28 protein-coding genes and 1 other annotated feature are annotated in these 26,043 nt (G+C 39.8%); of the genes, 3 read left to right on the top strand and 25 right to left on the bottom strand.

The window, feature by feature from the left end; translation table 11 throughout:
* Window position 1: 1 nt before the first annotated feature.
* A complete protein-coding gene (gene sfsA, locus ABH902_RS08675) occupies window positions 2–739 on the bottom strand; it encodes a DNA/RNA nuclease SfsA (protein WP_404590390.1) in 738 nt (245 codons plus the stop codon).
* Between the two features lie 219 nt (window positions 740–958).
* Here sfsA and ABH902_RS08670 point away from each other — a divergent pair, with 219 nt between their 5' ends.
* Window positions 959–1,357, top strand: a complete 399-nt coding sequence (locus tag ABH902_RS08670) for a DUF4828 domain-containing protein (RefSeq protein WP_404590318.1) — start codon at window positions 959–961, stop codon at window positions 1,355–1,357.
* A gap of 192 nt (window positions 1,358–1,549) precedes the next feature.
* On the opposite strand, the gene hisE is transcribed toward ABH902_RS08670, so the two are convergent.
* The 12 genes from hisE to ABH902_RS08610 form a co-directional block, all read right to left on the bottom strand.
* On the bottom strand, window positions 1,550–1,861 hold the full coding sequence (gene hisE / locus ABH902_RS08665; RefSeq protein ID WP_404590317.1) for a phosphoribosyl-ATP diphosphatase: 312 nt from the start codon (window positions 1,859–1,861) through the stop codon (window positions 1,550–1,552).
* Window positions 1,862–1,879: 18 nt separating this feature from the next.
* Window positions 1,880–2,185 carry a phosphoribosyl-AMP cyclohydrolase gene (gene hisI, locus ABH902_RS08660; protein WP_404590316.1) on the bottom strand — a complete coding sequence of 102 codons (306 nt, stop codon included), beginning with the start codon at window positions 2,183–2,185 and terminating at the stop codon, window positions 1,880–1,882.
* On the bottom strand, window positions 2,182–2,937 hold the full coding sequence (gene hisF, locus ABH902_RS08655; protein ID WP_404590315.1) for an imidazole glycerol phosphate synthase subunit HisF: 756 nt from the start codon (window positions 2,935–2,937) through the stop codon (window positions 2,182–2,184). The genes hisI and hisF overlap by 4 nt, the downstream gene beginning before the upstream one ends.
* Window positions 2,927–3,649 (bottom strand): 1-(5-phosphoribosyl)-5-[(5-phosphoribosylamino)methylideneamino]imidazole-4-carboxamide isomerase, encoded by a 723-nt coding sequence (gene hisA, locus ABH902_RS08650; protein ID WP_404590314.1) that lies wholly within the window; start codon window positions 3,647–3,649, stop codon window positions 2,927–2,929. Before hisA ends, hisF begins: the two co-directional genes overlap by 11 nt.
* Window positions 3,627–4,253, bottom strand: a complete 627-nt coding sequence (hisH, locus tag ABH902_RS08645; RefSeq protein WP_404590313.1) for an imidazole glycerol phosphate synthase subunit HisH — start codon at window positions 4,251–4,253, stop codon at window positions 3,627–3,629. The genes hisA and hisH overlap by 23 nt, the downstream gene beginning before the upstream one ends.
* Window positions 4,254–4,838 carry an imidazoleglycerol-phosphate dehydratase HisB gene (hisB, locus tag ABH902_RS08640; protein WP_404590312.1) on the bottom strand — a complete coding sequence of 195 codons (585 nt, stop codon included), beginning with the start codon at window positions 4,836–4,838 and terminating at the stop codon, window positions 4,254–4,256.
* Complete coding sequence (hisD, locus tag ABH902_RS08635) at window positions 4,835–6,127, bottom strand: histidinol dehydrogenase (protein WP_404590311.1); 1,293 nt, start codon at window positions 6,125–6,127, stop codon at window positions 4,835–4,837. Before hisD ends, hisB begins: the two co-directional genes overlap by 4 nt.
* A complete protein-coding gene (gene hisG, locus ABH902_RS08630) occupies window positions 6,124–6,762 on the bottom strand; it encodes an ATP phosphoribosyltransferase (protein ID WP_404590310.1) in 639 nt (212 codons plus the stop codon). Before hisG ends, hisD begins: the two co-directional genes overlap by 4 nt.
* Entirely contained in the window at window positions 6,734–7,945 is a 1,212-nt protein-coding gene (gene hisZ / locus ABH902_RS08625) for an ATP phosphoribosyltransferase regulatory subunit (RefSeq protein ID WP_404590309.1), read from the bottom strand. Before hisZ ends, hisG begins: the two co-directional genes overlap by 29 nt.
* Window positions 7,946–7,995: 50 nt before the next feature.
* Window positions 7,996–8,267 (bottom strand) — a binding site (T-box leader).
* A 100-nt stretch (window positions 8,268–8,367) separates the two neighbouring features.
* The gene (locus ABH902_RS08620) at window positions 8,368–8,790 is read right to left on the bottom strand and encodes a cupin domain-containing protein (RefSeq protein ID WP_404590308.1); all 423 of its coding nucleotides are present in this window, start codon (window positions 8,788–8,790) and stop codon (window positions 8,368–8,370) included.
* Complete coding sequence (locus ABH902_RS08615) at window positions 8,783–9,157, bottom strand: MmcQ/YjbR family DNA-binding protein (RefSeq protein ID WP_404590307.1); 375 nt, start codon at window positions 9,155–9,157, stop codon at window positions 8,783–8,785. Before ABH902_RS08615 ends, ABH902_RS08620 begins: the two co-directional genes overlap by 8 nt.
* A complete protein-coding gene (locus ABH902_RS08610; protein ID WP_404590306.1) occupies window positions 9,150–9,545 on the bottom strand; it encodes a VOC family protein in 396 nt (131 codons plus the stop codon). Before ABH902_RS08610 ends, ABH902_RS08615 begins: the two co-directional genes overlap by 8 nt.
* A gap of 353 nt (window positions 9,546–9,898) precedes the next feature.
* On the opposite strand from ABH902_RS08610, the gene ABH902_RS08605 reads away from it, so the two are divergent.
* Window positions 9,899–10,546 carry a metal-dependent transcriptional regulator gene (locus tag ABH902_RS08605; RefSeq protein WP_404590305.1) on the top strand — a complete coding sequence of 216 codons (648 nt, stop codon included), beginning with the start codon at window positions 9,899–9,901 and terminating at the stop codon, window positions 10,544–10,546.
* Window positions 10,547–10,590: 44 nt separating this feature from the next.
* Window positions 10,591–12,111, top strand: coding sequence for a glucose-6-phosphate dehydrogenase (zwf, locus tag ABH902_RS08600; RefSeq protein ID WP_404590304.1), 1,521 nt, complete (start codon window positions 10,591–10,593; stop codon window positions 12,109–12,111).
* Between the two features lie 235 nt (window positions 12,112–12,346).
* Here the strand turns inward: zwf and ileS are convergent, their stop codons facing one another.
* The 12 genes from ileS to mraY form a co-directional block, all read right to left on the bottom strand.
* Entirely contained in the window at window positions 12,347–15,136 is a 2,790-nt protein-coding gene (ileS, locus tag ABH902_RS08595; protein ID WP_404590303.1) for an isoleucine--tRNA ligase, read from the bottom strand.
* A 300-nt stretch (window positions 15,137–15,436) separates the two neighbouring features.
* The gene (locus ABH902_RS08590) at window positions 15,437–16,171 is read right to left on the bottom strand and encodes a DivIVA domain-containing protein (RefSeq protein ID WP_404590302.1); all 735 of its coding nucleotides are present in this window, start codon (window positions 16,169–16,171) and stop codon (window positions 15,437–15,439) included.
* Between the two features lie 19 nt (window positions 16,172–16,190).
* Entirely contained in the window at window positions 16,191–16,973 is a 783-nt protein-coding gene (locus ABH902_RS08585) for an RNA-binding protein (protein WP_404590301.1), read from the bottom strand.
* Between the two features lie 25 nt (window positions 16,974–16,998).
* On the bottom strand, window positions 16,999–17,241 hold the full coding sequence (locus tag ABH902_RS08580) for a YggT family protein (RefSeq protein WP_404590300.1): 243 nt from the start codon (window positions 17,239–17,241) through the stop codon (window positions 16,999–17,001).
* A 38-nt stretch (window positions 17,242–17,279) separates the two neighbouring features.
* Window positions 17,280–17,888 (bottom strand): cell division protein SepF, encoded by a 609-nt coding sequence (locus ABH902_RS08575; RefSeq protein ID WP_404590299.1) that lies wholly within the window; start codon window positions 17,886–17,888, stop codon window positions 17,280–17,282.
* Between the two features lie 13 nt (window positions 17,889–17,901).
* Window positions 17,902–18,579 carry a YggS family pyridoxal phosphate-dependent enzyme gene (locus tag ABH902_RS08570; protein WP_404590298.1) on the bottom strand — a complete coding sequence of 226 codons (678 nt, stop codon included), beginning with the start codon at window positions 18,577–18,579 and terminating at the stop codon, window positions 17,902–17,904.
* Window positions 18,580–18,592: 13 nt separating this feature from the next.
* The gene (gene ftsZ, locus ABH902_RS08565) at window positions 18,593–19,840 is read right to left on the bottom strand and encodes a cell division protein FtsZ (RefSeq protein WP_404590297.1); all 1,248 of its coding nucleotides are present in this window, start codon (window positions 19,838–19,840) and stop codon (window positions 18,593–18,595) included.
* A 26-nt stretch (window positions 19,841–19,866) separates the two neighbouring features.
* Window positions 19,867–21,192: a cell division protein FtsA gene (ftsA, locus tag ABH902_RS08560; RefSeq protein WP_404590296.1), complete on the bottom strand. Its 1,326-nt coding sequence runs from the start codon at window positions 21,190–21,192 to the stop codon at window positions 19,867–19,869.
* Window positions 21,193–21,366: 174 nt separating this feature from the next.
* A complete protein-coding gene (locus ABH902_RS08555; protein ID WP_404590295.1) occupies window positions 21,367–22,341 on the bottom strand; it encodes a cell division protein FtsQ/DivIB in 975 nt (324 codons plus the stop codon).
* A gap of 66 nt (window positions 22,342–22,407) precedes the next feature.
* Window positions 22,408–23,502, bottom strand: a complete 1,095-nt coding sequence (murG, locus tag ABH902_RS08550; protein WP_404590294.1) for an undecaprenyldiphospho-muramoylpentapeptide beta-N-acetylglucosaminyltransferase — start codon at window positions 23,500–23,502, stop codon at window positions 22,408–22,410.
* Window positions 23,503–23,510: 8 nt separating this feature from the next.
* A complete protein-coding gene (murD, locus tag ABH902_RS08545) occupies window positions 23,511–24,881 on the bottom strand; it encodes a UDP-N-acetylmuramoyl-L-alanine--D-glutamate ligase (protein WP_404590293.1) in 1,371 nt (456 codons plus the stop codon).
* 159 nt (window positions 24,882–25,040) lie between these two features.
* Entirely contained in the window at window positions 25,041–26,006 is a 966-nt protein-coding gene (gene mraY, locus ABH902_RS08540) for a phospho-N-acetylmuramoyl-pentapeptide-transferase (protein ID WP_404590292.1), read from the bottom strand.
* Window positions 26,007–26,043 lie beyond the last annotated feature (37 nt).

The raw sequence follows: 26,043 nt of genomic DNA, 5'->3' as shown, positions 1-26,043 counted from the left end.
CTCACCTTTCTAAATTGGGATCCTCGAACATTGTCGTAACATCAAAAGGAACCTGATGTTCTATCTCTATTGTAGCAGGAGTGACCTGACAATTGTAAGCAAGGACACTTAAGCCTTGTTGTTGCCCTAAGGTAATCATTTCTGCCAGCTGCGGCTGCATTTGTGTATGAATGGTTGCTATTTTGACCGCAGCAAACTGAACCACAAATAATAAATAGCTTTGGTAGCCTTGTGCGGCTGCGTCAATCAGCTCGGTTACATGCTTTAAGCCGCGTAAGGTTGGTGCATCAGGAAAAGCGCCAATTTGTTGATTTTCTAAAGTCATTCCTTTAACTTCTACAAAAGCCTGCTGGCCGGTATCCGTTTCAATCAAAATATCAAACTGTGATTGCCCAAACCGCTTTTCCCGTTTCAGTGAAACAATACTGCCGTTCAGTTGCGGCAATACAATATCTCCCGCCAAAATTGCCTGACTAGCTAACGCATTGGGAACCTGACTATCAATATTGATCCAGTTCTCTGCTTTTTTTACAGCAATCAGATCATAAGCGGTTTTTCTTTTTGGCGAAGGCTGATAAGACAACGCGACCTCGACACCCGGCGCAAATAATTCTTTGCAGCGACCGGTATTTTTCACATGAACGGTGACGATTTCAGCTGTATCTTGTAATTTACATTGCGCAATAAAGCGGTTAGGTCTATTGATAAAATAGGCTAACTGCACATTTGGATAGGTAATCATTGTAACATCCTTTCCTCAAAACAATACCATATTTTCACTGAAAAAGCACCGCCAAACTTCGCTTCTGCACTTTCTTTTATTTGTATAAGCGATCATGTAAAATCGTAAGTAGCAGACTCATTTAAAAAATAACTTAAGTTTTTTTGTATTCTAAGATTTTGGAATAGTCTGTTTTTTTATTTCATGCTATGATGATAGTCAAAGGGGATTGATAGTATGAAAAAACATTGGTCATTTTTCTTAGGTGCTTCCGTTCTTACAGGGATTGCTGGTTCTTTATTTTTAAAAAGAAAGCAAACGAAACAATCCGATGCACTTGTGCCTAATTTATATAAAACCTACATTGGCAGCTGGTGGTTCGTCAACAAGCAAAAAGCGACACAGCATACCTTAAAAATCACGGATGATTTACAGATTATTATTGATGACAAAAAGCTGTCCTATGCTTTAATTGAGTTAACGAATAAACGTTTGGTTGCGCAGGATGAATATGGCTATCATTTAATTATTCAATGCCTTCAGGAGAAACCCGCTTCATTATACGATGAAGCAGACGATACAACCTATTTATTAGAAGAAATAAAACCATTAGATGATCTGCATCCGGATGCATAATTCGCTGCAGCAAAAGAAGAAGACGGAACAAAACTAAAAAACAGTTTTGTTCCGTCTTTTTACTACGAATAAACGGTGGCCAAATCTCAAGCCCTTCGGCAATTTCATAAAATCCGCCAATGCAAAAAGCGCATTCGTCGTCTTTTACTCCATTTGCTCGAGCCTGTACGACTTTTGGCTCAGCCTCTTTAATTAAAGCTCATCAATCTGCTGGCGTTCCTGTGTTTTGCTCAGTTTTCCTTCGCGTTTTTCCAGCTCAGCATTAATGTCTGCTAAAGAAACACCTTGTTCTGCCAATAAGACCAGCACGTGATACAAAAGATCTGCTGTTTCATAGACAAGCTCTTCCTGATTGTTTTTGGCGGCAATGATGACTTCTGTTGCTTCCTCACCCACCTTTTTCAAAATTTTATCGAGTCCTTTTTCAAACAAATAGTTTGTATAAGAACCTTCTTTTGGTGTCTGTTTTCGGTCGTTTATTTCTTCATATAAGCGTTCCAGCATGACATTCCCTTCTTTCATTTAAATGATTTGATTGAAAAAGCAGCTATGTTTTCCTGTATGACAAGCAGGCCCGGTCTGCTCAACTGTAATCAGCAACGTATCCTGATCACAATCCAGCACAAGCTTTTTCACTTTTTGCGTGTGTCCGCTGGTTTCACCCTTATGCCAAAGCTGCTGTCTTGAACGAGAATAAAACCAGGTTGAGCGTGTTGCCAGTGTTTTTGCGTAGCTTTCTTCATTCATATAAGCCAGCATGAGAACCTCGTTAGTTTTTTCTTCTATTATAATAGCCGGCAATAAGCCTTTGGAAAAATCTGGTTTCATAAGCGCACCTCGATTTCATTTGCTTTCAACGTTCGTTTTAATTCAGGAATTTTGACCTCGCCATAATGAAAAATACTGGCGGCCAGTGCCGCAGAAACCGGCGTCTGTTCAAACACTTTCTGAATATCCGCACAGCTGCCGCAGCCACCCGAAGCAATAACCGGCACTGTTACATCTGCACAAATGGCCTGATTTAACGCTAGATCATAGCCTTTTTTAGTTCCATCCGCATCCATGCTAGTCAGTAAAATTTCGCCTGCCCCTAAACGTACCGCTTCCCGTGCCCAAGCGATCGCATCCATACCTGTATCTTCCCGACCGCCTTTGATAAACACATGCCAGCTGCTGCCTACTTTTTTAGCATCAATGGCAATCACGATACATTGGGCACCAAATTTCTCTGCGCCGTCTTGAATCAGCTGCGGATTTTTTACTGCGGCTGAATTAAGTGAGATTTTATCCGCTCCTGCAGCCAAAATCCGTTTCATATCGGCAATCGTTTGAATACCACCGCCAACAGTTAAGGGAATAAAAACTTTTTCTGCTGTTTTTTCGATTACGTCAACCATCGTTTGGCGTTCGTCACTAGTCGCAGTGATATCTAAAAAGACTAGCTCATCTGCGCCCTGCTCATTATAAAATTCAGCAATTGCCACTGGATCGCCGACATCCTGCAAATCTACGAAATTAACACCTTTAACGACACGTCCGGCCGTCACATCCAAGCAAGGAATGATTCGTTTAGTCAGCATCGGCTTCTACCTCCAGCATTTCTGCTAATGAAATAGCGCCGTTATAATAAGCTTTGCCTACAATCGCTCCATAAATACCGATAGCGGCCAGCTGCTGCAAATCCTTCCGACTGCTTACGCCACCGGAAGCGATAATTTGAATATCCGGCACGGCCTTCAATAATTGCTCATACTGTGAAAAATTAGGTCCGGTTAACGTACCGTCTTTGGCAATATCCGTATAAATAATGGTTTTCACTCCGATTGCCGCCATTTCTTTCGCCATCTGTAAATAATCCGTTTCACTGACATCCAGCCAGCCGCTCACAGCCACCTTATCATTTTTAGCATCTATGCCGACAGCAATCTTTTCCCCATATTTTTGTACAGCCGCTTTAACTAATTCGGGATTTTTTAAAGCAGCTGAACCGATGATTACTCGTTCAATGCCTAATGCAAGATAGGCATCTATTTGTTCCATCGTACGAATCCCGCCGCCGACTTCAATGTTTAATCCTGTTGCCTGCAACTGTTCAATTAATTCGGCGTTTGCTGCTTTGCCCAATAAAGCTCCGTCCAAATCAACGACATGAATCATTTGAATGCCGTTGCGCTGAAACTCTTGCGCTTGGGCCAATGGATCGTCATTAACAACTGATTTTTGCTTAAAATCTCCCTGAACCAAACGAACTGCTTTGCCCTCTTGCAGATCAATTGCCGGAAATACGCGCATGTTCAACTACCTCCTTGAAATTTTTTAAAATCGTTAGTCCCGCATCGCTGCTTTTTTCGGGATGAAATTGTGTGCCGTAAATATTCCCTTTAGAAATCATTGCAGGAACTTTTATTGAATATTGTGCTAAAGCATCAATCGCTTCAAGCTCACAATCCGCATAATAGGAATGAACAAAATAAACATATTCGTCTGCTACAGCCTTTGTCAATGGTGTTTCCTTCGTTATCAGCAGCTGATTCCAGCCCATATGGGGAACCGGAAACGCAGCTTCTTCCGGCAGTTTTTCGCAAAGTCCTTCGATTAAACCTAAGCCTTCAGTAAAGCCATTTTCCATGCTTCCTTCCAATAATAGCTGCATGCCCAGACAAACACCTAAAATCGGCGTTCCTTTTGCAGCAGCCTCTTTAATGACTGATATCAGCTGGCGTTCCTTCAAAGCTGCCATCGCTAAGGAGAAGGCTCCAACTCCCGGTAAAATCAATCCGTCAGCCGCTTTTATTTCAGTAGGATCAGCAGAAATCTTATTGTCCAGCCCAATGTAATTCAGCGCTTTCTGTACATTGCGCGTATTACCTGTGTCGTAATCAATAATAATAATCATCTATAAGATTCCTTTCGTGGAATTTACACCTTGAATAGCCGGATTTTTCGTGATCGCTTCTCGCAATGCTCTGCCGGTTGCCTTAAATAGTGCTTCTATTTTATGATGGGTATTCTTTCCATGAATAATTTTCAGATGCAGATTCATTTGTGTGTTAAAAGCCAATGCTTGAAAAAATTCCTCCGCAAGCTCTGTATCAAACGTTCCCAATTTAGGATTATCAAATGCTGCATCGAAAACTAAATACGCCCGTCCGCTCAAATCCAGTGAAGCCAGCGCCAAAGATTCATCCATCGGTACAAAGCTTGTGCCGTAGCGATTAATTCCAGCCTTGTCGCCCAAAGCCTCTTTCAAGCATAAGCCTAAAACAATCCCGACATCCTCCACAGTGTGATGACTGTCTACCTCTAAATCGCCTTCAACCGAAATTTCCAGAGACATCCGACTATGACGAGCAAATAGAATCAGCATATGATCGAAAAAGCCCACACCTGTTTGAATTCGAACAGGCTCCTGACGATCCAAGTTAAGGGATAGTGTAATCGCTGTTTCCGCTGTCTTTCTAGTTAAGGTTGCTGTTCTCATTCTTCTTCCTCCTTAAATCGATAGTCCACCGCTCGAGCATGCGCCTCCAAGCCTTCTTTTCTAGCTAAAATAGTCACAGCTTCTTTCGCTTCCTCTAACGCTGCTTTTGTATAATAAGTAACCTGACTGTATTTAACAAAATCATAGACGCCCAACGGTGAATAAAACTTCGCAGTGCCGCTAGTTGGTAAAACATGGTTTGTTCCAGAGAAATAATCACCAACAGGTTCACAGGCATAAGCACCTAAAAAGATGGAGCCGGCATTTTTGATTTCAGATAAATAACTGATAGGATCAGGCAGTTGGACCTCCAAATGCTCGGGAGCAATCTCATTCATCACCGTAAACAGCTCCGAAAATTCTTCCACCACGATAATTTGACCATAATCATCCCAAGCTTTTTGCGCAATAGCTTTACGAGGTAAGGTTTGTAATTGTTTTTCTACTTCTGCCGCAACTTTGGTGCCCAATTCTTGTGAATTTGTCACTAAAATCGCCCGGGCCAGTATATCATGTTCTGCCTGAGAAAGTAAATCTGCGGCAATATAAGCCGGATTGGCGGTTGCGTCCGCAATAATGCCAATTTCGGAAGGGCCGGCGACCATATCAATTCCCACCAGACCAAACACTTGCTTTTTCGCCGTCGCTACATACTGATTGCCGGGACCGACAATTTTATCTACTTTAGGAACCGTTTCTGTACCGTAAGCTAAAGCGGCAATGGCTTGCGCTCCGCCAATTTGAAAAATTCGATCGACACCCGCGATTTTTGCCGCCGCCAAAATAACATCCGCTACACCAGCAGCAGAAGGCGGTGTGACCATAATAATTTCTGCTACCCCGGCAATTTTAGCCGGCAAAACATTCATTAGCACGGAGGAAGGATAAGCGGCCGTCCCGCCAGGCACATAAACCCCCACACGTTCTAAGGGCAATACCAGCTGACCTCTTATTACGCCATTTTTTTCAGCATCCATAAAATTGTTCTGCTTTTGTTTTTGATGATAGCTGATAATATTTGCTTTAGCAGCTTCAAGTGCCTCCAGTACAGGCTTTTCAACGCGCTGATAGGCTTGCTCTATTTGCTCCTTGGAAATAAGCAACTCTTGAAGAACAACCTGATCAAACTGCTCAGAATATTCTTTTAAAGCTTGATCGCCTTTTTCTCTGACCGCTTCGAGAATTACTTTGACTCTTGCTTCCACCTGCTGATTATCTGTACTCGTACGTAAAGCCTCAGCCCGCAACTGTTTTAAAATTGCTGGTGTTGTTCCTGTTAGCCACTTCATTGTACTCCTCCTTCAATCACTGCTGCTAATTCATCAAACAACTGAAAAATTTCTTGCCGCTTTCGCTTCAGCATGGCTTTATTGACAATGACACGTGCAGAAATGGGACAAATATCTTCGAAAATTTCTAAGCCATTTTCTTTTAAGGTCGTGCCTGTTTCAACAATATCGACAATCGCATCGGCCAAGCCCAGAACAGGCGCAATTTCTACTGAGCCTTCAATCTTAATGATCTCCACATCTTCACCTTTTTGCCGAAAATAATCTGATGCCAGAGTAGGATATTTCGTGGCAATGCGTTTTCGCTTATAATCATTCGGCTGGTAATTAGGCGTAGAGGCTACTGAAAATTTACATTTTCCAATTCCTAAGTCCAGCATTTCATAATAGCCGAAAGGATGCTCCAGCAAGACATCTTTTCCCACAATTCCCAAATCAGCCACCCCTTGCCGCACATAAGTAGTAACATCTGCCGCTTTTACTAATAAAAAGGTAAACCGCTCATCCGGACTATGAAAAATCAACTTTCTCTGTTTGTTTTCCATAAATGCAAGATCTATTCCAGCTTGTTTAAACAGTGCTAATGTTTGCTTTTCTAATCTTCCTTTAGTTAATGCTACGGTCAAGCGTGTCATCGTCGTCACCTACCTTTATCACTGTTGTTCGTTCTGCCGTTAGTTGAATAATTTGCTGATAGTGCCACTGCTGTGCGTACCTTTGCGTTTCTGCCAAGCTGTCAAATAGCGATAATTGATAGCCTTCGTTTTCACTAACCAGCTGCCGCGCTTGTTTCATTTGGTCAAGGGAGCTAAAAACCAGCGTAGTCGGTTGCTCCAAGGAAGCCAGCTGGTCTAAACGATATAAAAGAGAAACCAGCGTATCCAGATTAATGCCCCAGCCCACCGCAGGAACGTTTTGATACCCGAATTGCTCCGTCAATTGATCGTAACGCCCGCCTTGTAAAAAGGTTTCCGGCACTAAATCGGCATAACCGCTAAAGAGCACCCCTGTATAATAATCCATTAGCACAATTAAACCCAAGTCAACGGTTAAAGACAACGAGCGTTGCTGCTGAATCATTCGAGCTAAAATTTCCAGCTCTTCAATCACAGGTAATAGCTCAGAATCTTTAGGGAGCAAGGAGCGTGCGGCAGCCGTCACTTGATCCACTTCGCCGAACAACGTAGGAATCGCGCGAATAAAGGCATCCAGCTCACTAGGATGCTGCTTTGTAAAACGCCGCAGATCTGTTAAGCTTTTATTGCTGAAATATAATTGCAGTTCAGCCCTTTCTGCTTCATTTAATTGTAGCTTGGCGATAATTAAACGAAAAATTTCCGCATGCCCCAACTCGAAATGAAAATTGGGAATCTTTAACGCTTCCAGCACATCCACCGCACAAGTAATGCATTCGATCTCCGCTTTCAAAGAAGCATAACCGATTAATTCAATGCCGGCCTGTGTGACTTCATTTTTTTCGCCAAGCATTTCATCATTAAAACGAAAAATTTTGCCACTGTACGAAAGCTTTAGGGGTAAATTAAGACCAGCTGTCGTAATCACACGTCCAATCGGTAACGTCATATCCGGGCGTAGCACCAATAATCGCCCCTTTTGATCGAAAAAACGATAATAATCTTTCTCATTATGATTCTTGCTGTGAAAAACATCCGCAAACTCAATCACCGGCGTCTCGATCCTCTGATAGCCTCTTTTTTTAAGCAGCGTATGAATCTCTTTTTCAACTTCATAGGCACCATTAGCTTCTTTGAACAGCTTGTCTTTCGTTCCTGATGGTAAGCTTCGATTCCATTTCATTCGTTTCACTCCTTTTTTTAGAATAAAAAAAGTCCTCCCGGCAAATAAGCCAAGAGGACGAGAAATTTTTTTCACGTGGTCCCACCTCAGATTCATTTTTACTTCACAGTAAAAATCTCTGTTAGTTATACAACTAAGGAGTGTTAACGGACTCACCGATTTTTCCTACAATAAACAGATCCTTCACTAAAAAAAACAGATCCATTTCGATTCAGAAAAACAACTTACAGGCGTGTTCAATGAGAATTTATTATTTCCTTGCAGCAACCGGAAACTCTCTGGAATAAATCGATTCATTTACTATTCTGATCAGCGTTTTTTCATTTATTTATCATATATTTCTAAACAATTTATCATGAAAACGTCAGTTAGTCAAGAGGCATTTTTTAATTGATTTTGAACTACACTAGCGGTTCCACTGATTATTTTGTTCTTTTATTCGTTAAAATTGCTGTAATTTCTTCTTCTAAATACACACGTTTGTCTTCTTTAATTGCTTCTGCCTGTGGGCTTTTTGGTGAAATAAATCTAAATATTGTACATTCTGCTGGCTCCTGACCAACATTTGAAATCCGATGAATGCTGTTATTCATTCGTATGATCTCACCCGTGGAAACTTTTTTACTTTGAAGTCCTTCTGCCAGCCATTCCAGCAGCAGAGTGCCTTTGGACAGTACAACAATCTCTTCAATGATTTGATGCGCATGCCAATCCTGTATGCATTGAGCAGGAATCACATTCGTATGAACTTCAAATTTATCAAATAAGAAATAAGCAACCTCTGTACCATTTTCTTTGGTTACAGTTAATGCCTGTTCTTTATTTACAATCACCGGCTCATTCATATTCATTCTCCTGATACTTTTGCTGTACTTTTTTTGGTAATTTTCTAAAAACCAGCTCATAGGATTCTTTTAAAAAGTCGGTCAGCTGATCTTTCGAAAAGGAAGAATTCTCCAGCAAAAATGAATTCCAGTGCGTTTTATTCGCATAATAGCCCGGCAAAACATCCGCATATTGCTCTCGCAGCAGCTCATTTTTTTCCGGCAAGCCTTTGACTGTCATAACCCACTGCCCTCTTCCATTTTTTCCCAGCATACAAAAGCATTTTTGTTCAACCGAAAAATAATCGCAGGCCCAATCCTCACGAAAAATGACAAAAGCACCCGGCCAAACCGCCGCATCTTTTAAATACTGTCTTAATTCATTCATTTCCCACTACTCCTTTTTCATTGCAAAATAGACTAAGCAAATTACCATCTGGATCCTTAATAATGGCATAATATTGTCCCCAAACAGCATGCCAAGGCTCACGGAAAAGCACATAGCCAAAGGTTTTCATTTTTTCACAAAGCTGGTCGATCTGCTCCGCAGAATCACATAGAAAGGCCAGTTCTATTTTATCCCCTTCGCTTTTCGGTTCATATCCATAAATGCCAGTGATCATCTTTTTCGTATTCAACGAAAGCCTGATCCCCGCATGCTCCAGTTCCACGTAATCCGCCTCACGCTCGCCAATGGCCTGAAAGCCTAATCGTTCATAAAATAAAACAGCAGCTTCCATTGAAGATACAATGATCCCTACCATATCCAATTGCATATTTTATTCCTCCGTTTCTAATCGTGTCATAATAAAAGTTACTTCCATTATACCTTGTTTTCTTAGGATACAAACCGGAAAAGTTTTCATTATCCACAAGACAAGGTTTTTCATCTGCCATTTTCTAATTTTTCTTTAATAAAAGTCCTTTTAAAGATTTTTATATAAGAAACTATTTTCTAAATTCACTAACAAAAGGAACAGAAAACGTTATCATAACTAGGTTTCCATGATTTTTCCAGACAATCTAGTAAAATCAGAAAAAATTTTTAAGATTAATATCTTATTAAATGGTCAAAAAAAGTTTTTTCTGCTAAACTTATCCTGATGGCTTCTTTGAAAGGATGAAAATTATGACCCCGAACCGTGAAGACTACCTAAAGCTGATTTTTGAGCTGGGTGGCGATGAAAATAAAATTAATAATAAACAGATTGTTTCCGGACTCAATGTATCAGCGGCTTCTGTCAGCGAGATGATCTCTAAGCTGGTTAAAGAAGGACTCGTTGTTCATTCGCCTTATCAAGGCGTACAGCTGACCGAATCCGGCTTGAAGAAAGCCAGTACTTTGATTCGCAAGCATCGTTTGTGGGAAGTATTTTTAGTTGAGCATCTAGGTTATTCCTGGAATGAAGTACATGATGACGCCGAAGTACTGGAGCATGTGACTTCGCAAACCTTAGCGAATCGCCTATCCACGTATTTGCAAGATCCTGAGTTTTGTCCCCACGGTGGGGTTATTCCCGCAGTTGATCAGCCGGTTCATGAACAAAAGCGGCAGACACTTACCGAATACCCCGTAGGCACTAAGATTAGGATCGCCCGCGTTTTGGACGAGAAGGAATTACTGGATTACTTAGTTTCAATCGATTTAAAAATCCATGAAGAATACACGATCGATGAAATTGCTGCCTATGAAGGACCGATCAGCATCAGCAATGAGCAAAAACAATTATCCATCAGTTATAAAGCAGCCAACACCATCTTTGTTGATCAGTTATAAACATAAATCCTATAATGATAGACACTATGAAAGCGGGGAACACTATGACAGAAAAAATTGCGCTATTTACTATATTCGGTGGTACCGGAGATTTAGCTAAAAGAAAGCTATATCCTTCTTTATTCAGACTATACCGCAAAGGTCTTTTAGCGAAGCACTTTGCCGTAATCGGTACAGCTAGAAGAGATTGGTCGGATGAGTATTACCGGGAAATTGTACAAGAAACGCTTCAAGACTTGAATCCAACCGATGAAGAAGCTCAGGACTTTTCCAGTCATTTTTTTTATCAGTCACATAACGTGAATGACTCTGAGCATTATGATACGCTCAAAAAATTATCAGATACTTTAAATGATAAATACGAATTAGGCGGCAATCATATCTATTATTTAGCTATGGCTCCACAATTTTTCGGAACCATCGTCAAGCATCTAAAATCACAAAATATCTTAACTGAAAACGGCTTTGATCGTTTGGTCATTGAAAAACCCTTTGGTTCCGATTATGAATCTGCTTATCAGCTGAATGAAGAAATTCGTGCCGTTTTCCCTGAAAATGATATTTTTAGAATTGATCATTATTTAGGCAAAGAAATGATCCAAAATATTTCTGCAATTCGTTTTGCCAACAATATTTTTGAGTCACAATGGAATAACCGCTATATTGACAACGTACAAATCACTTTTGCTGAAAGCTTAGGTGTGGAAGATCGCGGCGGCTATTACGATCATAGCGGGGCCTTAAAAGATATGGTTCAAAATCATATTTTGCAAGTCGTTTCTTTATTGGCAATGGAACCGCCTGTCGCATTTTCAGAAGCAGAAATTCGTGCCGAAAAAGTCAAAGCACTTCAAGCGATCCGTCTTTATTCTGAAACAGAGGCTTTAGAAAATTTTGTCCGTGGTCAATATGACAAAGGGCGGCTTGGCAAAACTGAATTTGCCAGCTATCGCGAGGAGCCGAATGTTTCTGAAGCTTCTCAAACAGAAACTTTTGTTGCCGGCAAATTTTTAATCGATAACTTCCGCTGGTCTGGCGTTCCTTTTTATATTCGTACAGGAAAGCGTCTCACGGAAAAAGGCACACGTATTAGTATTGTCTTTAAACAAGTTCCTATTAATGTTTTTAAAGATGATGTGGATAACTGCGGGGAAAAAGTGGACCTGCCGCCAAACATTTTAACGATCTACATTCAGCCGACTGAAGGCTTTTCACTAACGCTGAACGGTAAAGAAATCGGGCAAGGGTTTTCAACAGCACCGGTGAAATTAGACTATCGTCATGATGCTGAAACCTCCGGCAATAGCCCGGAAGCTTATGAAAAACTATTATTGGATTGCCTAAACGGCGACGGTACAAACTTCTCTCATTGGGATGAAGTCGCTCAATCTTGGCGTATTGTGGATATCATTCGTGAGGCTTGGAATAAGACCTCTGTTGATTTCCCAAATTATCCAGCAGCCTCTATGGGACCTGCTGCAGCATTTGAGCTATTAGAAAAAGATGGATTCTCTTGGGTTTGGGAACCAGATATTTGGTACCGTGAACGCGGTAAATTAGATTAGAAAAAGAAGAAGTTGAGCCAAAAGTCGTTTAGGTGCGAGCAATTGGAGTAAGAGCCGATCAATATGCTTTTTATATTGATCGTCTTTTATAAAATTGCCGAAGAATCTGACTTCTGGCCATCGTTTATTCTTTTCCTCTTGACTAATCGTAGGAAGAAGTGGACGGGACAAAACTGTTTTTTTAGTTTTGTCCCGCCCACTTCTTCTTTAGTTATTCTTTTAGATTCAACTATAATTAATCTTCAAAACCTTCTGCTACTGCTTCTGGATAGTTTTCTTCCACAATCGTTGCGCAACGACCGCATAAATGCGGTAATTTTTCGTCTTCGCCAACATCTGTGCGTACAGCACGACAACGTTGACATGTTTCTCCCGCTGCTTTTTCCACAAGAATAGCCATATCCTCAAATGTTTCCACATTTTCAGGAATAACCGCTGCTTGCTCCGCAATATCAAAGTCAGAAACAATCAATAATTGGGCAATGTCCGCATCCACAGCTGTTAATAACTGACGAATTTGTTCATTCGGATAAACCGTTACTTTAGCTTCCAGTGATTTACCAATTAATTTAGAATTACGAGCCTCTTCTAACGCTTTTAACACATTATCTCTAAAGCTCATGAATGCTTCCCACGTATCTAGCAATTCTGCCTGATTGGCAAATTCTTCATAGCCGGGGAACTCAGACAACTGAACATAATCCTCTTCTTCTTTCAGGAAACTCCAGATTTCTTCAGAAGTATGTGGAATAATTGGTGTTAATAATTTTGTCAGCGCTACAGCTGTTTGATAAAAGACAGTTTGCATACAACGACGTTGATAGTTATCCTCAGCTTCAATATAGACCACATCTTTGGCGAAATCCAAATAGAACGAAGATAAATCTACTGTTAAAAAGTTCATGACTGTACGGTAAATCTGCATAAAGTTGTACTCTTCATATCCTTTTTCACGGATTTCTTTAATTACTTGATTCAAACGAACCATCATATATTTATCCACAGAGCGTAAGTCTTGATAAGCAACAGTATGTTCCATTGGTTCAAAATCGCTTGTATTTGCCAATAAGAAACGCATGGTGTTGCGGATTTTACGATACACTTCAGATACTTGGTTTAAAATATCCATGGATACCCGCACATCGGCTTCATAATCCACACTACTTACCCACAGGCGTAAAATATCTGCACCCATCTGCTTGATAACTTTGTCAGGTAAAATCGTATTGCCGAGTGATTTACTCATTTTACGACCTTCACCATCTAAAGTAAAGCCCTGTGATAAAACAGCTTTATAAGGTGCTACGCCATTAATTGCTACACTTGTTGTGATACTTGAATTAAACCAGCCGCGATATTGGTCGGAACCTTCCAAATACATATCAGCCGGGAAGGTTAATTCTGGACGCTGACGCAACACTGCTTCATGAGAAGAGCCTGAATCAAACCAAACATCCATAATATCTTTTTCCTTCGTAAATTCACCATTTGGCGAACCCGGATGTGTAAAGCCTTCCGGAAGTAGCTCTTTTGCTTCACGTTTAAACCAGACATTTGAGCCGTGCTCTGCGAATAATTCCGCTACATGATCGATCGTTTCCGGCGTAATAATTGCTTCACCATTTTCCGCATAGAAAATTGGTAGCGGCACACCCCAAGCACGTTGACGAGAAATAACCCAGTCGCCGCGATCACGAATCATATTATAAAGACGGGTTTTGCCCCACGGTAAGATCCAATCAACTTTTTCCACTTCATCCAGAATATTTTGTCGGAATTTATCAATAGAAGCAAACCATTGAGGAGTGGCACGATAAATTACTGGTTTTTTCGTCCGCCAATCATGTGGATAACTATGAACGAAGAAGTCCAATTTCAATAAAGCATCTTTTTCATCCAGCAATGCTGTAATCATCGGATTTGCTTTATCATAAAAAATACCTTCAAAACCTGGCGCTTCGTCCGTAAATACTCCGCGATTATCAATTGGTGAAAGAACGTCAAGATTATATTTTTTACTTACGATATAGTCATCTTCCCCGTGTCCAGGGGCCGTATGAACCAGCCCTGTACCAGCGTCCAACGTCACATGGTCTCCCAGCATAAGTAAAGAAGTCCGATCATAAAACGGATGCTGTGCAGTCATATACTCCAATTCTTTGCCGGCAATTGTTTCAAGTACTTCCACTTCTTCCCAGCCAATTGCTTCTTTGACTGAATCTAACAGATCTTTAGCCACAACGTATTTATTGCCGTTAGCTTTTACAACAACATATTGATATGCTGGGTTCACAGAAATTCCCAAATTCGCCGGCAACGTCCATGGCGTAGTTGTCCAAATGACAAAAGAAGTATCTGTGTCTAAAATTCCCTTACCATCCGCCACTTTAAAGGCCACATAAATTGATGGCGATTTTACATCTTTGTATTCAATTTCTGCTTCTGCAAGAGAAGATTCGCTTGAAGGAGACCAGTAAATTGGTTTTAAGCCTTTGTAAATATAGCCTTTTTCAGCCATTTTACCAAATACCCGAATTTCAGCCGCTTCATATGAAGGATCCAAAGTAACGTATGGATGTTCCCAATCCCCTGCTACGCCTAAGCGTTTAAAGTCTTCGCGTTGCTTATCCACCTGCGAACGAGCGTATTCTTCACATTTTTCGCGGTATTCAGCTAAAGACATTTCTTTTCTTTTAATTCCTTTATTCGTTAAAACTTGCTCGATCGGTAATCCATGAGTATCCCAACCTGGAACGTAAGGTGCACGATAGCCCGACATTGATTTCGAACGGATAATGATATCTTTACTGATTTTATTTAAGGAATGCCCTAAATGGATATTACCATTGGCATAAGGAGGGCCATCATGAAGCACAAAGGTTGGTTTGCCTTCATTTAACTCTTGACGCTTTTCATAAATTTTTTGTTCTTCCCAGTCCTTCTGCCATTCAACTTCACGATTTGGCAGATTGCCGCGCATTGGAAAAGCAGTTTTTCCAAGCTGCAGTGTTTCTTTCATTTTCATTTTGGTTCCTCGCTTTCTATTATCACAAGCTTACTTATTAAGCTTTTATTTATCCTAAAATACAAAAAAAGTACCTTCATCCCAAGGGACGAAAGCACTCGTGTTACCACCCAAATTCAGAACCACTAAATTAGCCGATTCTCTCTATGATTGTTAACGAAATCACTCGTCAAGCTTTACTTTATTCAAACTTGAGTAAAATAGAGGATCTTTTCAATACCAGGGTCTGTCATCCTTTCACTATCAATGACTCGCTTAAAAGAATGGTAATTGACTTTTCTGTTCTATTTATTTACAACCTTATTCAGAAGTTTTGTTTAATAAATCAAGCATTGCTTTAGGATCAATAGCTGCTTGTTCAAGTGTCGGCTGCTCATCAACTGCTTCGGCTGGCGCATCAGACTGCTCAGCTTCAGGTGCTTCAGCCACTTCTGTTGCAGCACTGTCAAGTTCTTGTGCAAGCACTTCTTTGATGACTGTATGTGAGTCACTGACATAGCTTGAAAATGGTTTTAATAATTCATTCCATTCATCACTTTTCACTTGTTCCAACTGCGCTTCCAACATTAAGCTTAAACGTTGATGGAATACCCGCGTTTTTTTCTTCAAGTCGTCTGTTTCAGCCGCTAATTGACGGGCACGTTCGGTCGCTTCTGTTAAAATTTCTTTAGCTTTGTCTTCTGCAGAAGAAATTAAATTGGTTGAACGTTTTTCAGCAGATGCAATCATTTCATTGGCTGTATTTTCAGCTGAAGTAACGATCACCTCTGATTCCTTGTTCGCACTAGTTTTTACTTTATCCGCAGTATCTTGAGCCACAATAATCGACTGATTCAAGGCATCCTTCAACTCATTGAAATATTGTAACTTTTCTTCTGCATGTTTTAAAGATTTTTCCAATTCGCGATTTTTTTGGATCGCATCTTCATAATCTTTTGTTACTTGATCTAAAAAATCATCTACATCGTCTTGATTGTAACCTCTCATTTTAATAGAGAAATTCTTATTTTGGATATCTAATGGAGTTAATGCCATAATTCTTCACCTCTTTGGATTATTTTCGTAAAACTCCCAATAACAAACGAAACTTATCCTTTTTCGTCTTACCTTCTAGCTGCTGAATCTGAATTCGACCAAAGCCCCTAATTGAAACAATGTCCAACAAATCGATTAGAAAATCAGGTCTTGTGTTCTCAGTCCAATTCACTTTGACTTTCCCAGATTCAATCAACTGTTTTGATCGTTGTCTAGATATATTATATACGGTAGAGATTAGATTATCCAGCCGTAATGAACTAATGGTAGCCCGTTCTTGTGTCCATTCATCTTTTGGAAGAATCATTTCCGTATATTTTCTTTTTTCCAGCCTTACTGAAATTTTGCCAATTTTTTCTACTTGAGTCAAAATAAAATTTGCAATTTCCTTTGCAGTAAAGACTTGCCAACGCTGACCATCCGAAATAATATCACCAAAATAGTCTCGTTTAATCCCGCTGTTAACTAAAGTTCCTAGTATCTTACCATGTGACAACGTAGAAAATTTAACCGGATAAACAACTTCCAGCAATTCTACTTCAAAGTCTTCTTCCTGTACCTGATAATAATCAGGGTAAATCAGACAACGTCGACGTTCAGCTTGTTCGTACCCACCGTAAAACTGAAACTTCAACTCACTATTTTGACGTATAAGTGTTTCTAAAATATACGCCTGTCTCGGATCAAGAAAATCGGTTAAGTAAGGAGCATATTGACTTTCGACTTGTTCCAGCCAGTCGCCCACAGAATCAATAAAAGGATGCTCATCTTTTCGAAAATGTTGATACACATTTGCGTTCATAGACAAATCATCCTTTCTTTTATTGCTACATGATCGATAGTAGAATTTTGCCTAAAACTTCAGCTGCTAAGTTTAATACAATAATTGCAATCATTACATTAAAACCGATCATACCTATTCTTAGATTCAAACGATCAAACAACCTCAAATATGGTTCACAAATTCCGGCAATTAAACGTCCAAGTAAAGAATCATAGGCACCTGGAAACCAAGATAATAAGGCATAAATAATTAAAATTCCCGAATAAATTCGTACGCCATTATACAATAGAAAAAGTAATAGTGAAATATGAATGACCTCCTGACTTAAAAATCAAATAATTGTTTCTGAGCCAACGATTGAGCCGTTGCACTATCAATTTCTATATTTGATGGTGTACATAGGAAAATTTCATCCCCAACGCGTTGAATATCACCATCTAACGCATAGACAGTACCCGTTAGAAAATCAACGATTCTTCTAGCTTGGCTTTCTTCAACTAAATGAAAATTAATCAACACGGCGTCGCTTGCAATAATATGCTTCGCAATATTTTTTGCTTCTGAATACACGCGCGGTTCGATAATCGTAATCTTCCCAGCTTTACCTGCATATGTGTCCGGCCGCTTGCTACTTGAGTTATTAGAACTACGCATGGAGACAACCTTTTTCTCATTAAATGCGGTTCCTTGACGGCTTTCAGTATTATCTTGATGCGTTTCTGTTGAACGATAACGAGCAGATGGTTTTTCGGTTAACGGCTCCGCGGGTGTTTGGATCTGACTTGGTCTTTGCACCTGAGCTTGTGTTTGTCGAACCGTCTGTCTTGGCTGCTCACTGACAGTTTGTTCTTCGTATTCGTCATAATTATCATATTCATCTTCACCAGATAATCCAAAAAAGCTAGATAACGCACTTTTACTAAAAATTGACATAGATTCCCCTCCTTTACGCACCTCTGAAAATTGCTGTTCCGATTCGTACAAAAGTTGCACCTTCTTCGATAGCGATTGGGAAATCATTACTCATTCCCATGCTAAGCTCTGTACATGGTGCATTTGACAGATGCTGATCACTTATTGCGCATTGTAATTTCTTTAATTCTGAAAAGACCTCATGAAGTTCTTTTTCTGAAGCATTCAACGGCGCCATTGTCATTAAACCGATGATTTTGATCTTATCAAATTCGGCTATTTCTTGAACAAACGGCAAAACCTCTGCCGGTTTAAAACCATGTTTGCTTTCTTCACCAGTAATATTCACTTCAACGAAACAAGAAATTTCTTTTTCAGCTCGTTTTTGGATCTCTTCGGCTAATTTAAAGCTATCCAATGCATGAAAATAATCAATCTCATTGATAACTAATTTTACCTTTCTACGCTGTAAATTACCAATTAAATGCCACTTTATAACCGAAAAATCTTTCAGTGCCATTTTTTTTTCGAGTAATTTATCTACTCGGTTTTCAGCCATATTTACAACTCCAAGTTTTGCAAGTTCCTTGGCAGTTTGGCTTTCCACAGATTTTGTAACGGCAATCATTGTTACATCTGATACTGATCGTTGTGCTTTTTCACATGCCAACAGAATTTCTTGATTAATATGTTTCAAATTATCTGTCAGCATGTGTCAGTCACTCCTATCTTTTTCTGCGGAAAAATGGCGGTGTGTTTAATTCATCGTCATTTTGTGTTTGTTCTTCACGATGGAATGTTTCGAAATCTTTTTTCTCAACATTATCGAATGACGTATCTTCTACTTTCGGCCGTACATTTTGTTCACGGCGAATATCCCAGTCACCAAAAGCGCTTGTTTCTTCCTGCGGTTGTGTTGGCGTTGGTTTTGATTGCTCCATATCCAAGACAGGTGCTTGCTGCACTGCTTGAATTTGAGTTGGTCTGCTTTGACGTTGTGGTTTACGTTCTTTTTTTGATGGATCAATTCCTGTCGCAATAACTGTGACACGAATTTCATCCCCTAGTTCTTCATTGATTGATGTACCTAAGATAATGTTTACATCGCCTGTTGCAGCATTTGTCACAATATCAGAAGCATCTTGCGCTTCAAATAAAGTCATATCTAAGCCGCCAGTGATATTTAACAAGACTTGCTCCGCACCATCAATAGATGTTTCTAATAATGGAGAAGAGATAGCTTTCTTCGTTGCTTCGATGACGCGTTCTTCACCGCTAGCAACACCGATACCCATCAAGGCTGTTCCTTGATTTTCCATCACAGTTTTTACATCTGCAAAGTCCAAGTTCACATAGCCTGGTGCCGTGATTAAATCTGAAATACCTTGAACACCTTGACGTAAAACATTATCCGCTTCACGGAATGCTTCAAGCATTGGCGTTTTCTTGTCAACTACTTCTAATAAACGGTTGTTTGAAATAATCAGTAATGTGTCGACATTTTCTTTTAAAAGGGCAATCCCTTCAGCTGCAAAGCGTCCGCGTTTAGGTCCTTCAAAACTGAATGGTCTTGTTACGACACCTACAGTTAGGGCACCTAATTCTTTCGCAATTTTAGCAACTACCGGTGCTGCTCCGGTACCAGTACCGCCGCCCATTCCGGCTGTAATAAAGATCATATCTGCACCTTGCAACGCATCCGAAATAACTTGTTCGCTTTCTTCTGCTGCTTTTTGGCCAACTTCAGGCTGTGAACCTGCTCCTAAACCACGTGTGTATTTAGGGCCTAATTGAATGACTGTTTCTGCTTTTGAGTTTTTAAGGGCTTGGACATCTGTGTTTGCAGCGATGAATTCCACGCCTTTAACGTTTTCTTCGATCATGCGGTTGACTGCATTGCCGCCACCGCCGCCGACGCCGATAACTTTGATGACTGCGCCATTGTTAATGTTATTATCTAAAGAAAATTCCATAGTATCGTTTCCTCCTGTTTTAGTTATTAGTCAAAAATGTTTGAGAAGAAGTCTTTAATTTTTCCAGTGACTTTTTCACCAGAATCGTGAGTAGTTGAATCGTCGTAGTACTCTTCCTCTGGTGCATCTGCATACGTATCATACTTAACTTCCTGCTCAACGGCAACCGGTTGGGAAGTTTTGATCTTCTCACCAGGAATTGCACCTTTAGCAATATGATAGATGTCATTTAATTGTGCTGAATATTCTACAATACTAATCACATTTGTGAAGACTGGATTACGTAAGCCCATATGATTAGGCACGTATAGTTTGACACTCGCATCAAAAATTTCTTGAGCTAAGTCTACTACTCCAGGAAGGCTTGCGCCGCCGCCAGTTAGAATAACTCCGCCAGGAAGCTCTAAAGCATCAATTTCATCCAAAACTTCTTTTGATTTCTTGAAGATTTGTTCGACTCTTGCTTCGATTACTTCTGAAAGATAGCGTTCATCTACTTTTACTGGTTCAGATTTACCGATAACATCTACCGGAAATTCTTCACTTACTGATGTTCTTTCAGGGAAAGCATCACCGTAGTTGATTTTTAACGCTTCAGCATTATTGAAAGATGTATTCAAAACGATTGAAACATCTTTAGTAACAAATTCGCCGCCTTCTTGATTTACATGTGTGAATTTCAATTGCTTATCGTGCATGACAGATGTCGTTGTTTGACCACCGCCCATGTCGATGACGATCGTACCGAAATCTTTTTCACCATCTGAAAGAACTGTTTCAGTTAAGGCTAAAGGCATAATGACTAATTCATTCACAGTTAAACCAGCTTTTTCAACACATTTTCTTGTATTGTGGATGATTGTCTTAGGTCCTGTAAAGACAACGCCAAACATTTCTAGGCGAACACCAATCATTCCTCGAGGATCTTTGATCCCTTCAAAGCCATCTACTGTGAATTCTTGTGGTAAAATGGCTACGATTTGGCGTTCAGGAGGAGTTGAACGAACCAGAGCTGCCGATGCAACATTTCTCACATCTTCATCAGTGATTTCTTTTGACTCACTACTTACAGCGATCATTCCCTGGCAATTTTCCACTTCAAGTAAGTTTGCTGGTAACCCCACATTCACACTTTTAATTTGAATTCCCGCTTTTTCTTCTGCTTGTCTTACTGCTCTTTGAATCGCATTTACTGTTTTATCAATATCGACGATAATCCCTCGATTTAATCCGTCAGATTTTGCGTTTCCCACGCCAATAATATTCATTTGACCTTCAATAAACTCAGCCACTACAACTTTGATTGATGTTGTACCAATATCAAGGCCTACATACATTCCCGTCTTTGCCATGAATGGGGTTCCTCCTCCTATTAATTCCAATATGTAAGCGAACATTAAATGCTCGTTTAAATATATATTTTTTTATGAATACTCACTTCTTTCAATTTTACCATAAACATAGGCTTTTTAGAAAGCAGATTCTACTAATTTATTCTTTTATTTTTCTTAAGATTTTTTTTACGATTATTCTTCCAATTGTGAAGCTTCTTCTGCACTTTCAGTCGTTTCTGGTTTCTCAAATGGATAAGAGAAAATGCCGACCTCCATATCAATTGTTCCCGGCTGTTCCATTTGGCTGGCTACTTTGTTGTAGTAAGCCATTTTTTCAACCATTTGGGAAATATTGACGATAACCTCATTCGTATCTTTCATATGAAGATTCACCAGCTCTTTGTTGGCTTTGGAAGGTGCATATCGGATTTCAGAGATATTTTTCTTCACGTCTTCCGGTAATTGATTGTAAGCATCCATTAAGTTTTTAATAATTGATTCATCTTTAAAATTTTGAAATATCGGCATGCCGCTTTCCGGCGCTTTTTTTTCTTCTGGTAAAATCTTACCATTTTCCAAAATAGGATGGAAAACATTATCAACCGATTCTAAAGCAACCACTTTGTATTCCGTAACGTTTATATTAAATGAGTGGATGCCATTTAAAGAAATTGTCGCTTTTTTTATTCGCGGTAATTGTCGTTTGATTTTTTGTTCGTAAATACTTCGGTCGTTAAATTGCTCCCACAAAGCTTCGCCTCGCTTCAACGTCGACTGAGTAATAATGTCTTTCGTACTGACAGAAGTATTCCCGCTGACGCTAATCGCGCCCAGCTTACTTAAAGGCGATACGAAATATAACATGATCAATATTGCGATTAAAAAGACTGATACAATCAAAGTAAGTCTGCGGAAAAGTCTAGTGTTTCTGACTTTTTTTATATTGGGTAAACGGTCTGCAAAAGATTCGTAAGTTTTCTTTTGTTTTTCAACTTCGACCTCTTCTGTCATGTTCTCTTCCTGTGCTTCTGACTCAGTTTCAGCTTTTGCTTCTGCTGATTTCTCTTTTTTATCATCCTCTGTCGGATTCCAGGCTGGCTCGTCGCCCTGTGTTCTTAAGTACTCTAAATTTTCCTTTTGCCAAGGAGTCAGATTCTGTTCATCCAAAGGCGATTCATTTTCTTCAATTGCTTTTTCTGGCTCTTCTTTTTTCTTACTAATCTTTTACACCCCCTATCCAATAATTTCTTCGACTATTTTGAATAAACGATCACTCGCATCGGCTATGCCTTCTTTTTTAGACGCAGCGGCCATTTGCTGATGACGATTATCATCTAAAAGAATCCGATCAATTTCCGCAACTAAAGTCGTTCCTGTCAGTTCCTGATCACTGATCATTTCAACTGCTCCGGATTTTACTAAACTTTGTGCATTTTTTGTTTGATGATCGTTTGTTACATAAGGGCTTGGGATTAAAATTGCCGGCAGACCTAATGCCGTAAACTCGGCAATCGAAGTTGCGCCAGCCCGACCGACCATTAAATCAACGGAAGCCAGTACCTCCGCCATTTTGTCAATATACGGCTGAATACTGATTGTCATCTGTTTCTTTTCGGTAAGCTTTAAACTTTTTTGAAGTTCAGGGTAATAACGTTCTCCAGATGCGTACAGCACTTGGTACTCTTTTTCTTCAAATGAGGGAAGCGCCTCAACAAACGCCTGATTGATTTTCAATGCGCCGCGACTGCCCCCAAAAATAACCACCGTTTTTTTGTTAGGATCAAGTCCATATGCCTGCAATACGTTGGATTTTTCAACAGATACTACTTCCTGCGCACGCGGATTCCCGGTTAAAACGACTTTTTCTTTTGGAAAGTAGGCAGCTACATCAGGAAAACAGATAGCCACCCTCGTCGCAAATTTACTTAGAAACTTGTTGGTAATTCCAGGAATACTGTTTTGTTCATGAATGATTGTTGGAATCTTTAACTGCTTGGCAGCATAAACAACCGATCCTGATACATAACCGCCTGTACCAATGACTACATCAGGCTGAAATTCTTTAATAATTTTTTTAGCTTTACCGATACTACTGAGAAAAAGATAAACAGTTTTGAAATTCTGGGGACTTAATGAACGTCGAAAACCTTGAATTTCAATTGTTTTAAATGGAATTTCGTAGCTGGGTACAATCTTGCTTTCCAAACCTTTTTTGGTTCCCACATACATAAATTCTGCCGTTGGATCTAACTTTTTCACATGATTAACAAAGGCTAAGGCCGGGTAAATATGCCCACCTGTACCGCCGCCGGTTATCAAAATTTTCATAAATTATCTCACTTTTCTATGTCTTTTAACTGATTCATTGCTTGAATAAACTTATCTCCGCGTATCTCAAAATTGGGATACTGATCCCAACTAGCACATGCGGGCGATAATAGAATAGTATCATTTTTTTCAGAAAAATCATAGGCATCTCGAACTGCCGATTCCACATTTTCAGTCATTTTTATAGTTTTAACTCCAGCTGCTTGTGCTGCTTCATACAGCTTGTCTTTGGTTTCACCAAAAAGGACAACTGCTTTTAAGCCTTTTAAGGAAGGAATTAATTCATCAAAGCTGTTTCCGCGATCCAAACCACCTGCTAATAAAATTAATGAAGAATGCTCAAAGCCGCTTAAAGCCATTTCCGCAGCTAAGATATTCGTTGCTTTTGAATCGTTATAGAATTTACGTCCGGCTACTTCACCTATATATTGTGTGCGGTGAGGCACACCAGTAAAGAGCATCAACGCTTGTCTGATATGCGCTGCGGGAACTCCTTTTAGCTTAGCTACAGCAATTGCGGCTAGCGCATTTTCAACATTATGACTGCCGGGCACGCCTAGTTCTGAAGCAAGCATAATATATTCTTCGTTATAATAGATCTTATCTCCTTCAAGATAAGCACCGGCGACTTTTTCTTTAGTTGAAAAAGGGATAATTTTAGCTTTAGTTGTACGGCTTAACCTCTGCAATTCTTCCTGATTCCAATTCAAAACCAAAAAGTCGGAAGCGGTCATATTTTTTTGAATTTGCCATTTAGCCTGAACATATTCTTCTCTGGAACCATGATAATCTAAATGTGCTTCATAAATATTGGTAATGACTGCAATTTCAGGTTGGAAGGTTTGAATGCCCATTAATTGAAAGCTGGAAAGCTCCATAACAATGTCATCTTTAGCTGTAGCAACCGCAGCCACTTCACTGGCGGGATACCCGATATTTCCGGCTAAACGAGCGGTTCCTGCCTGACGTTCCGCGTTTAAAAGCAAGCCGATCATTGTCGTTGTCGTCGTTTTTCCATTTGTTCCAGTAATGCCGATAATCGGGCATTCGGCGATTTGATACGCCAATTCAACCTCTGTAATCACAGGAAGCTTTAGCGACAATGCTTTTTCAACCAGCGGATTACTATACGGAATCCCAGGATTCTTCACAACGAGCGAAAAATCCTCATCTAAAAGCTCAATTGGATGTCCTCCCGTAACAACACGAATACCCAAGGTTAATAAATCTTGGGCTTCAGGATTTTGATCAAATTGTTTAAAGTCGTTGACAGTTACCAGCGCACCAAGCTCGTGCAGCAATTTTGCTGCACTTACGCCACTCTTAGCAAGCCCAAGAACAAGGACTTTTTTATTTTTATACGTTGTTATCATATTCATAATACATTCTCCTTATCTTAGAAAAGCTAGAAGAAGCGATTAGCTTTGTAGAAAATTAGAAAACTAAGATTGAAACGTCTTTTCGTTTCATTCGCAGTTTATCTATTTTCCTACAAGCTGCTTCTGACAGTTGGTTGAAATCTGCGCTTTCTGCATTTATTAAAGAACAAGCCAAAGGGCAATGCCAGAGCATACTGCACCAGTTAGCCAAAAGACAATATCGATTTTCCATTCAGACCAGCCACACATTTCAAAATGGTGATGGATTGGCGACATTTTAAAAATTCGCTTGCCGAATAATTTAAATGACGTCACCTGCAAAATAACACTAGCAGTTTCACAAACATAGACTAATCCGATTAAAAGCAATGTCCATTCTTGACGTAGAATAATTGAAATTGCAGCCAACAAGCCACCCAATGCTAAAGAGCCTACATCACCCATGAAAATTTTAGCCGGCTTTTTATTGTAAGGAAAAAAGCCTAACAAGCCGCCGATAACACTTAGACAAACAATCACCACATCAAACTGCTGCTGCTTCCAAGCAATGATAGCATAAGTGGCAAATGAAATTGTACCTAGTCCGGCAACCAGTCCATCGATGCCATCCGTCAAATTTACTGCGTTGGAAAAACCGACTAACCAAAAAATAATAAACAGTCCATACAAAATACCAAGAGGCAGCGTAATGATGCCAAATAAATCAAGTGAGTCCGGCAAGCCCTCTGAACGATACACTAAATAAAAAACAATACCGCCGAGAATTTGACCAACTAATTTTTGACGAGAATTCAATCCCAAATTGCGTTTTTTGAAAACTTTAATAAAATCATCTAAAAATCCTAATAATCCATATAAAACTAAAATAAACAGGATAATTAGTAAAGAAGGAGTTAACTGCTTCAACCATACCCCAGTGAATAAAGCAGTGATCAAACTAGCAACTAAAAAGACCAGCCCGCCCATTGTCGGTGTTCCTGTCTTTACATTATGCCAGGTTGGACCATCTTCCCGTGTTGTTTGGCCTTGCTTTTTCATTTGGAAATAACCGATAAACAATGGCATAACAGCCACTGTAATAGCAAACCCGCCTGCTACGGGAATAAAAATTTGTGTCCACTCCATGATATCTCTCCTAATTATCCACTCTTATTGTTTTACC

It is taken from the genome of Enterococcus sp. UD-01, assembly GCF_044909655.1.
GTDB lineage: Bacteria > Bacillota > Bacilli > Lactobacillales > Enterococcaceae > Enterococcus_L.
This window is presented reverse-complemented; position numbering and strand designations above follow the sequence as displayed.

What these genes read in the sequence shown, in the direction of transcription:
- ABH902_RS08670 (WP_404590318.1), top strand. Translation starts at nt 959, where the DNA reads ATGAAAAAACATTGGTCATTTTTCTTAGGTGCTTCCGTTCTTACAGGG.
- hisE (WP_404590317.1), bottom strand. Translation starts at nt 1,861, where the DNA reads ATGCTGGAACGCTTATATGAAGAAATAAACGACCGAAAACAGACACCA.
- hisI (WP_404590316.1), bottom strand. Translation starts at nt 2,185, where the DNA reads ATGAAACCAGATTTTTCCAAAGGCTTATTGCCGGCTATTATAATAGAA.
- hisF (WP_404590315.1), bottom strand. Translation starts at nt 2,937, where the DNA reads ATGCTGACTAAACGAATCATTCCTTGCTTGGATGTGACGGCCGGACGT.
- hisA (WP_404590314.1), bottom strand. Translation starts at nt 3,649, where the DNA reads ATGCGCGTATTTCCGGCAATTGATCTGCAAGAGGGCAAAGCAGTTCGT.
- hisH (WP_404590313.1), bottom strand. Translation starts at nt 4,253, where the DNA reads ATGATTATTATTATTGATTACGACACAGGTAATACGCGCAATGTACAG.
- hisB (WP_404590312.1), bottom strand. Translation starts at nt 4,838, where the DNA reads ATGAGAACAGCAACCTTAACTAGAAAGACAGCGGAAACAGCGATTACA.
- hisD (WP_404590311.1), bottom strand. Translation starts at nt 6,127, where the DNA reads ATGAAGTGGCTAACAGGAACAACACCAGCAATTTTAAAACAGTTGCGG.
- hisG (WP_404590310.1), bottom strand. Translation starts at nt 6,762, where the DNA reads ATGACACGCTTGACCGTAGCATTAACTAAAGGAAGATTAGAAAAGCAA.
- hisZ (WP_404590309.1), bottom strand. Translation starts at nt 7,945, where the DNA reads ATGAAATGGAATCGAAGCTTACCATCAGGAACGAAAGACAAGCTGTTC.
- ABH902_RS08620 (WP_404590308.1), bottom strand. Translation starts at nt 8,790, where the DNA reads ATGAATGAGCCGGTGATTGTAAATAAAGAACAGGCATTAACTGTAACC.
- ABH902_RS08615 (WP_404590307.1), bottom strand. Translation starts at nt 9,157, where the DNA reads ATGAATGAATTAAGACAGTATTTAAAAGATGCGGCGGTTTGGCCGGGT.
- ABH902_RS08610 (WP_404590306.1), bottom strand. Translation starts at nt 9,545, where the DNA reads ATGCAATTGGATATGGTAGGGATCATTGTATCTTCAATGGAAGCTGCT.
- ABH902_RS08605 (WP_404590305.1), top strand. Translation starts at nt 9,899, where the DNA reads ATGACCCCGAACCGTGAAGACTACCTAAAGCTGATTTTTGAGCTGGGT.
- zwf (WP_404590304.1), top strand. Translation starts at nt 10,591, where the DNA reads ATGACAGAAAAAATTGCGCTATTTACTATATTCGGTGGTACCGGAGAT.
- ileS (WP_404590303.1), bottom strand. Translation starts at nt 15,136, where the DNA reads ATGAAAATGAAAGAAACACTGCAGCTTGGAAAAACTGCTTTTCCAATG.
- ABH902_RS08590 (WP_404590302.1), bottom strand. Translation starts at nt 16,171, where the DNA reads ATGGCATTAACTCCATTAGATATCCAAAATAAGAATTTCTCTATTAAA.
- ABH902_RS08585 (WP_404590301.1), bottom strand. Translation starts at nt 16,973, where the DNA reads ATGAACGCAAATGTGTATCAACATTTTCGAAAAGATGAGCATCCTTTT.
- ABH902_RS08575 (WP_404590299.1), bottom strand. Translation starts at nt 17,888, where the DNA reads ATGTCAATTTTTAGTAAAAGTGCGTTATCTAGCTTTTTTGGATTATCT.
- ABH902_RS08570 (WP_404590298.1), bottom strand. Translation starts at nt 18,579, where the DNA reads ATGCTGACAGATAATTTGAAACATATTAATCAAGAAATTCTGTTGGCA.
- ftsZ (WP_404590297.1), bottom strand. Translation starts at nt 19,840, where the DNA reads ATGGAATTTTCTTTAGATAATAACATTAACAATGGCGCAGTCATCAAA.
- ftsA (WP_404590296.1), bottom strand. Translation starts at nt 21,192, where the DNA reads ATGGCAAAGACGGGAATGTATGTAGGCCTTGATATTGGTACAACATCA.
- murG (WP_404590294.1), bottom strand. Translation starts at nt 23,502, where the DNA reads ATGAAAATTTTGATAACCGGCGGCGGTACAGGTGGGCATATTTACCCG.
- murD (WP_404590293.1), bottom strand. Translation starts at nt 24,881, where the DNA reads ATGAATATGATAACAACGTATAAAAATAAAAAAGTCCTTGTTCTTGGG.
- mraY (WP_404590292.1), bottom strand. Translation starts at nt 26,006, where the DNA reads ATGGAGTGGACACAAATTTTTATTCCCGTAGCAGGCGGGTTTGCTATT.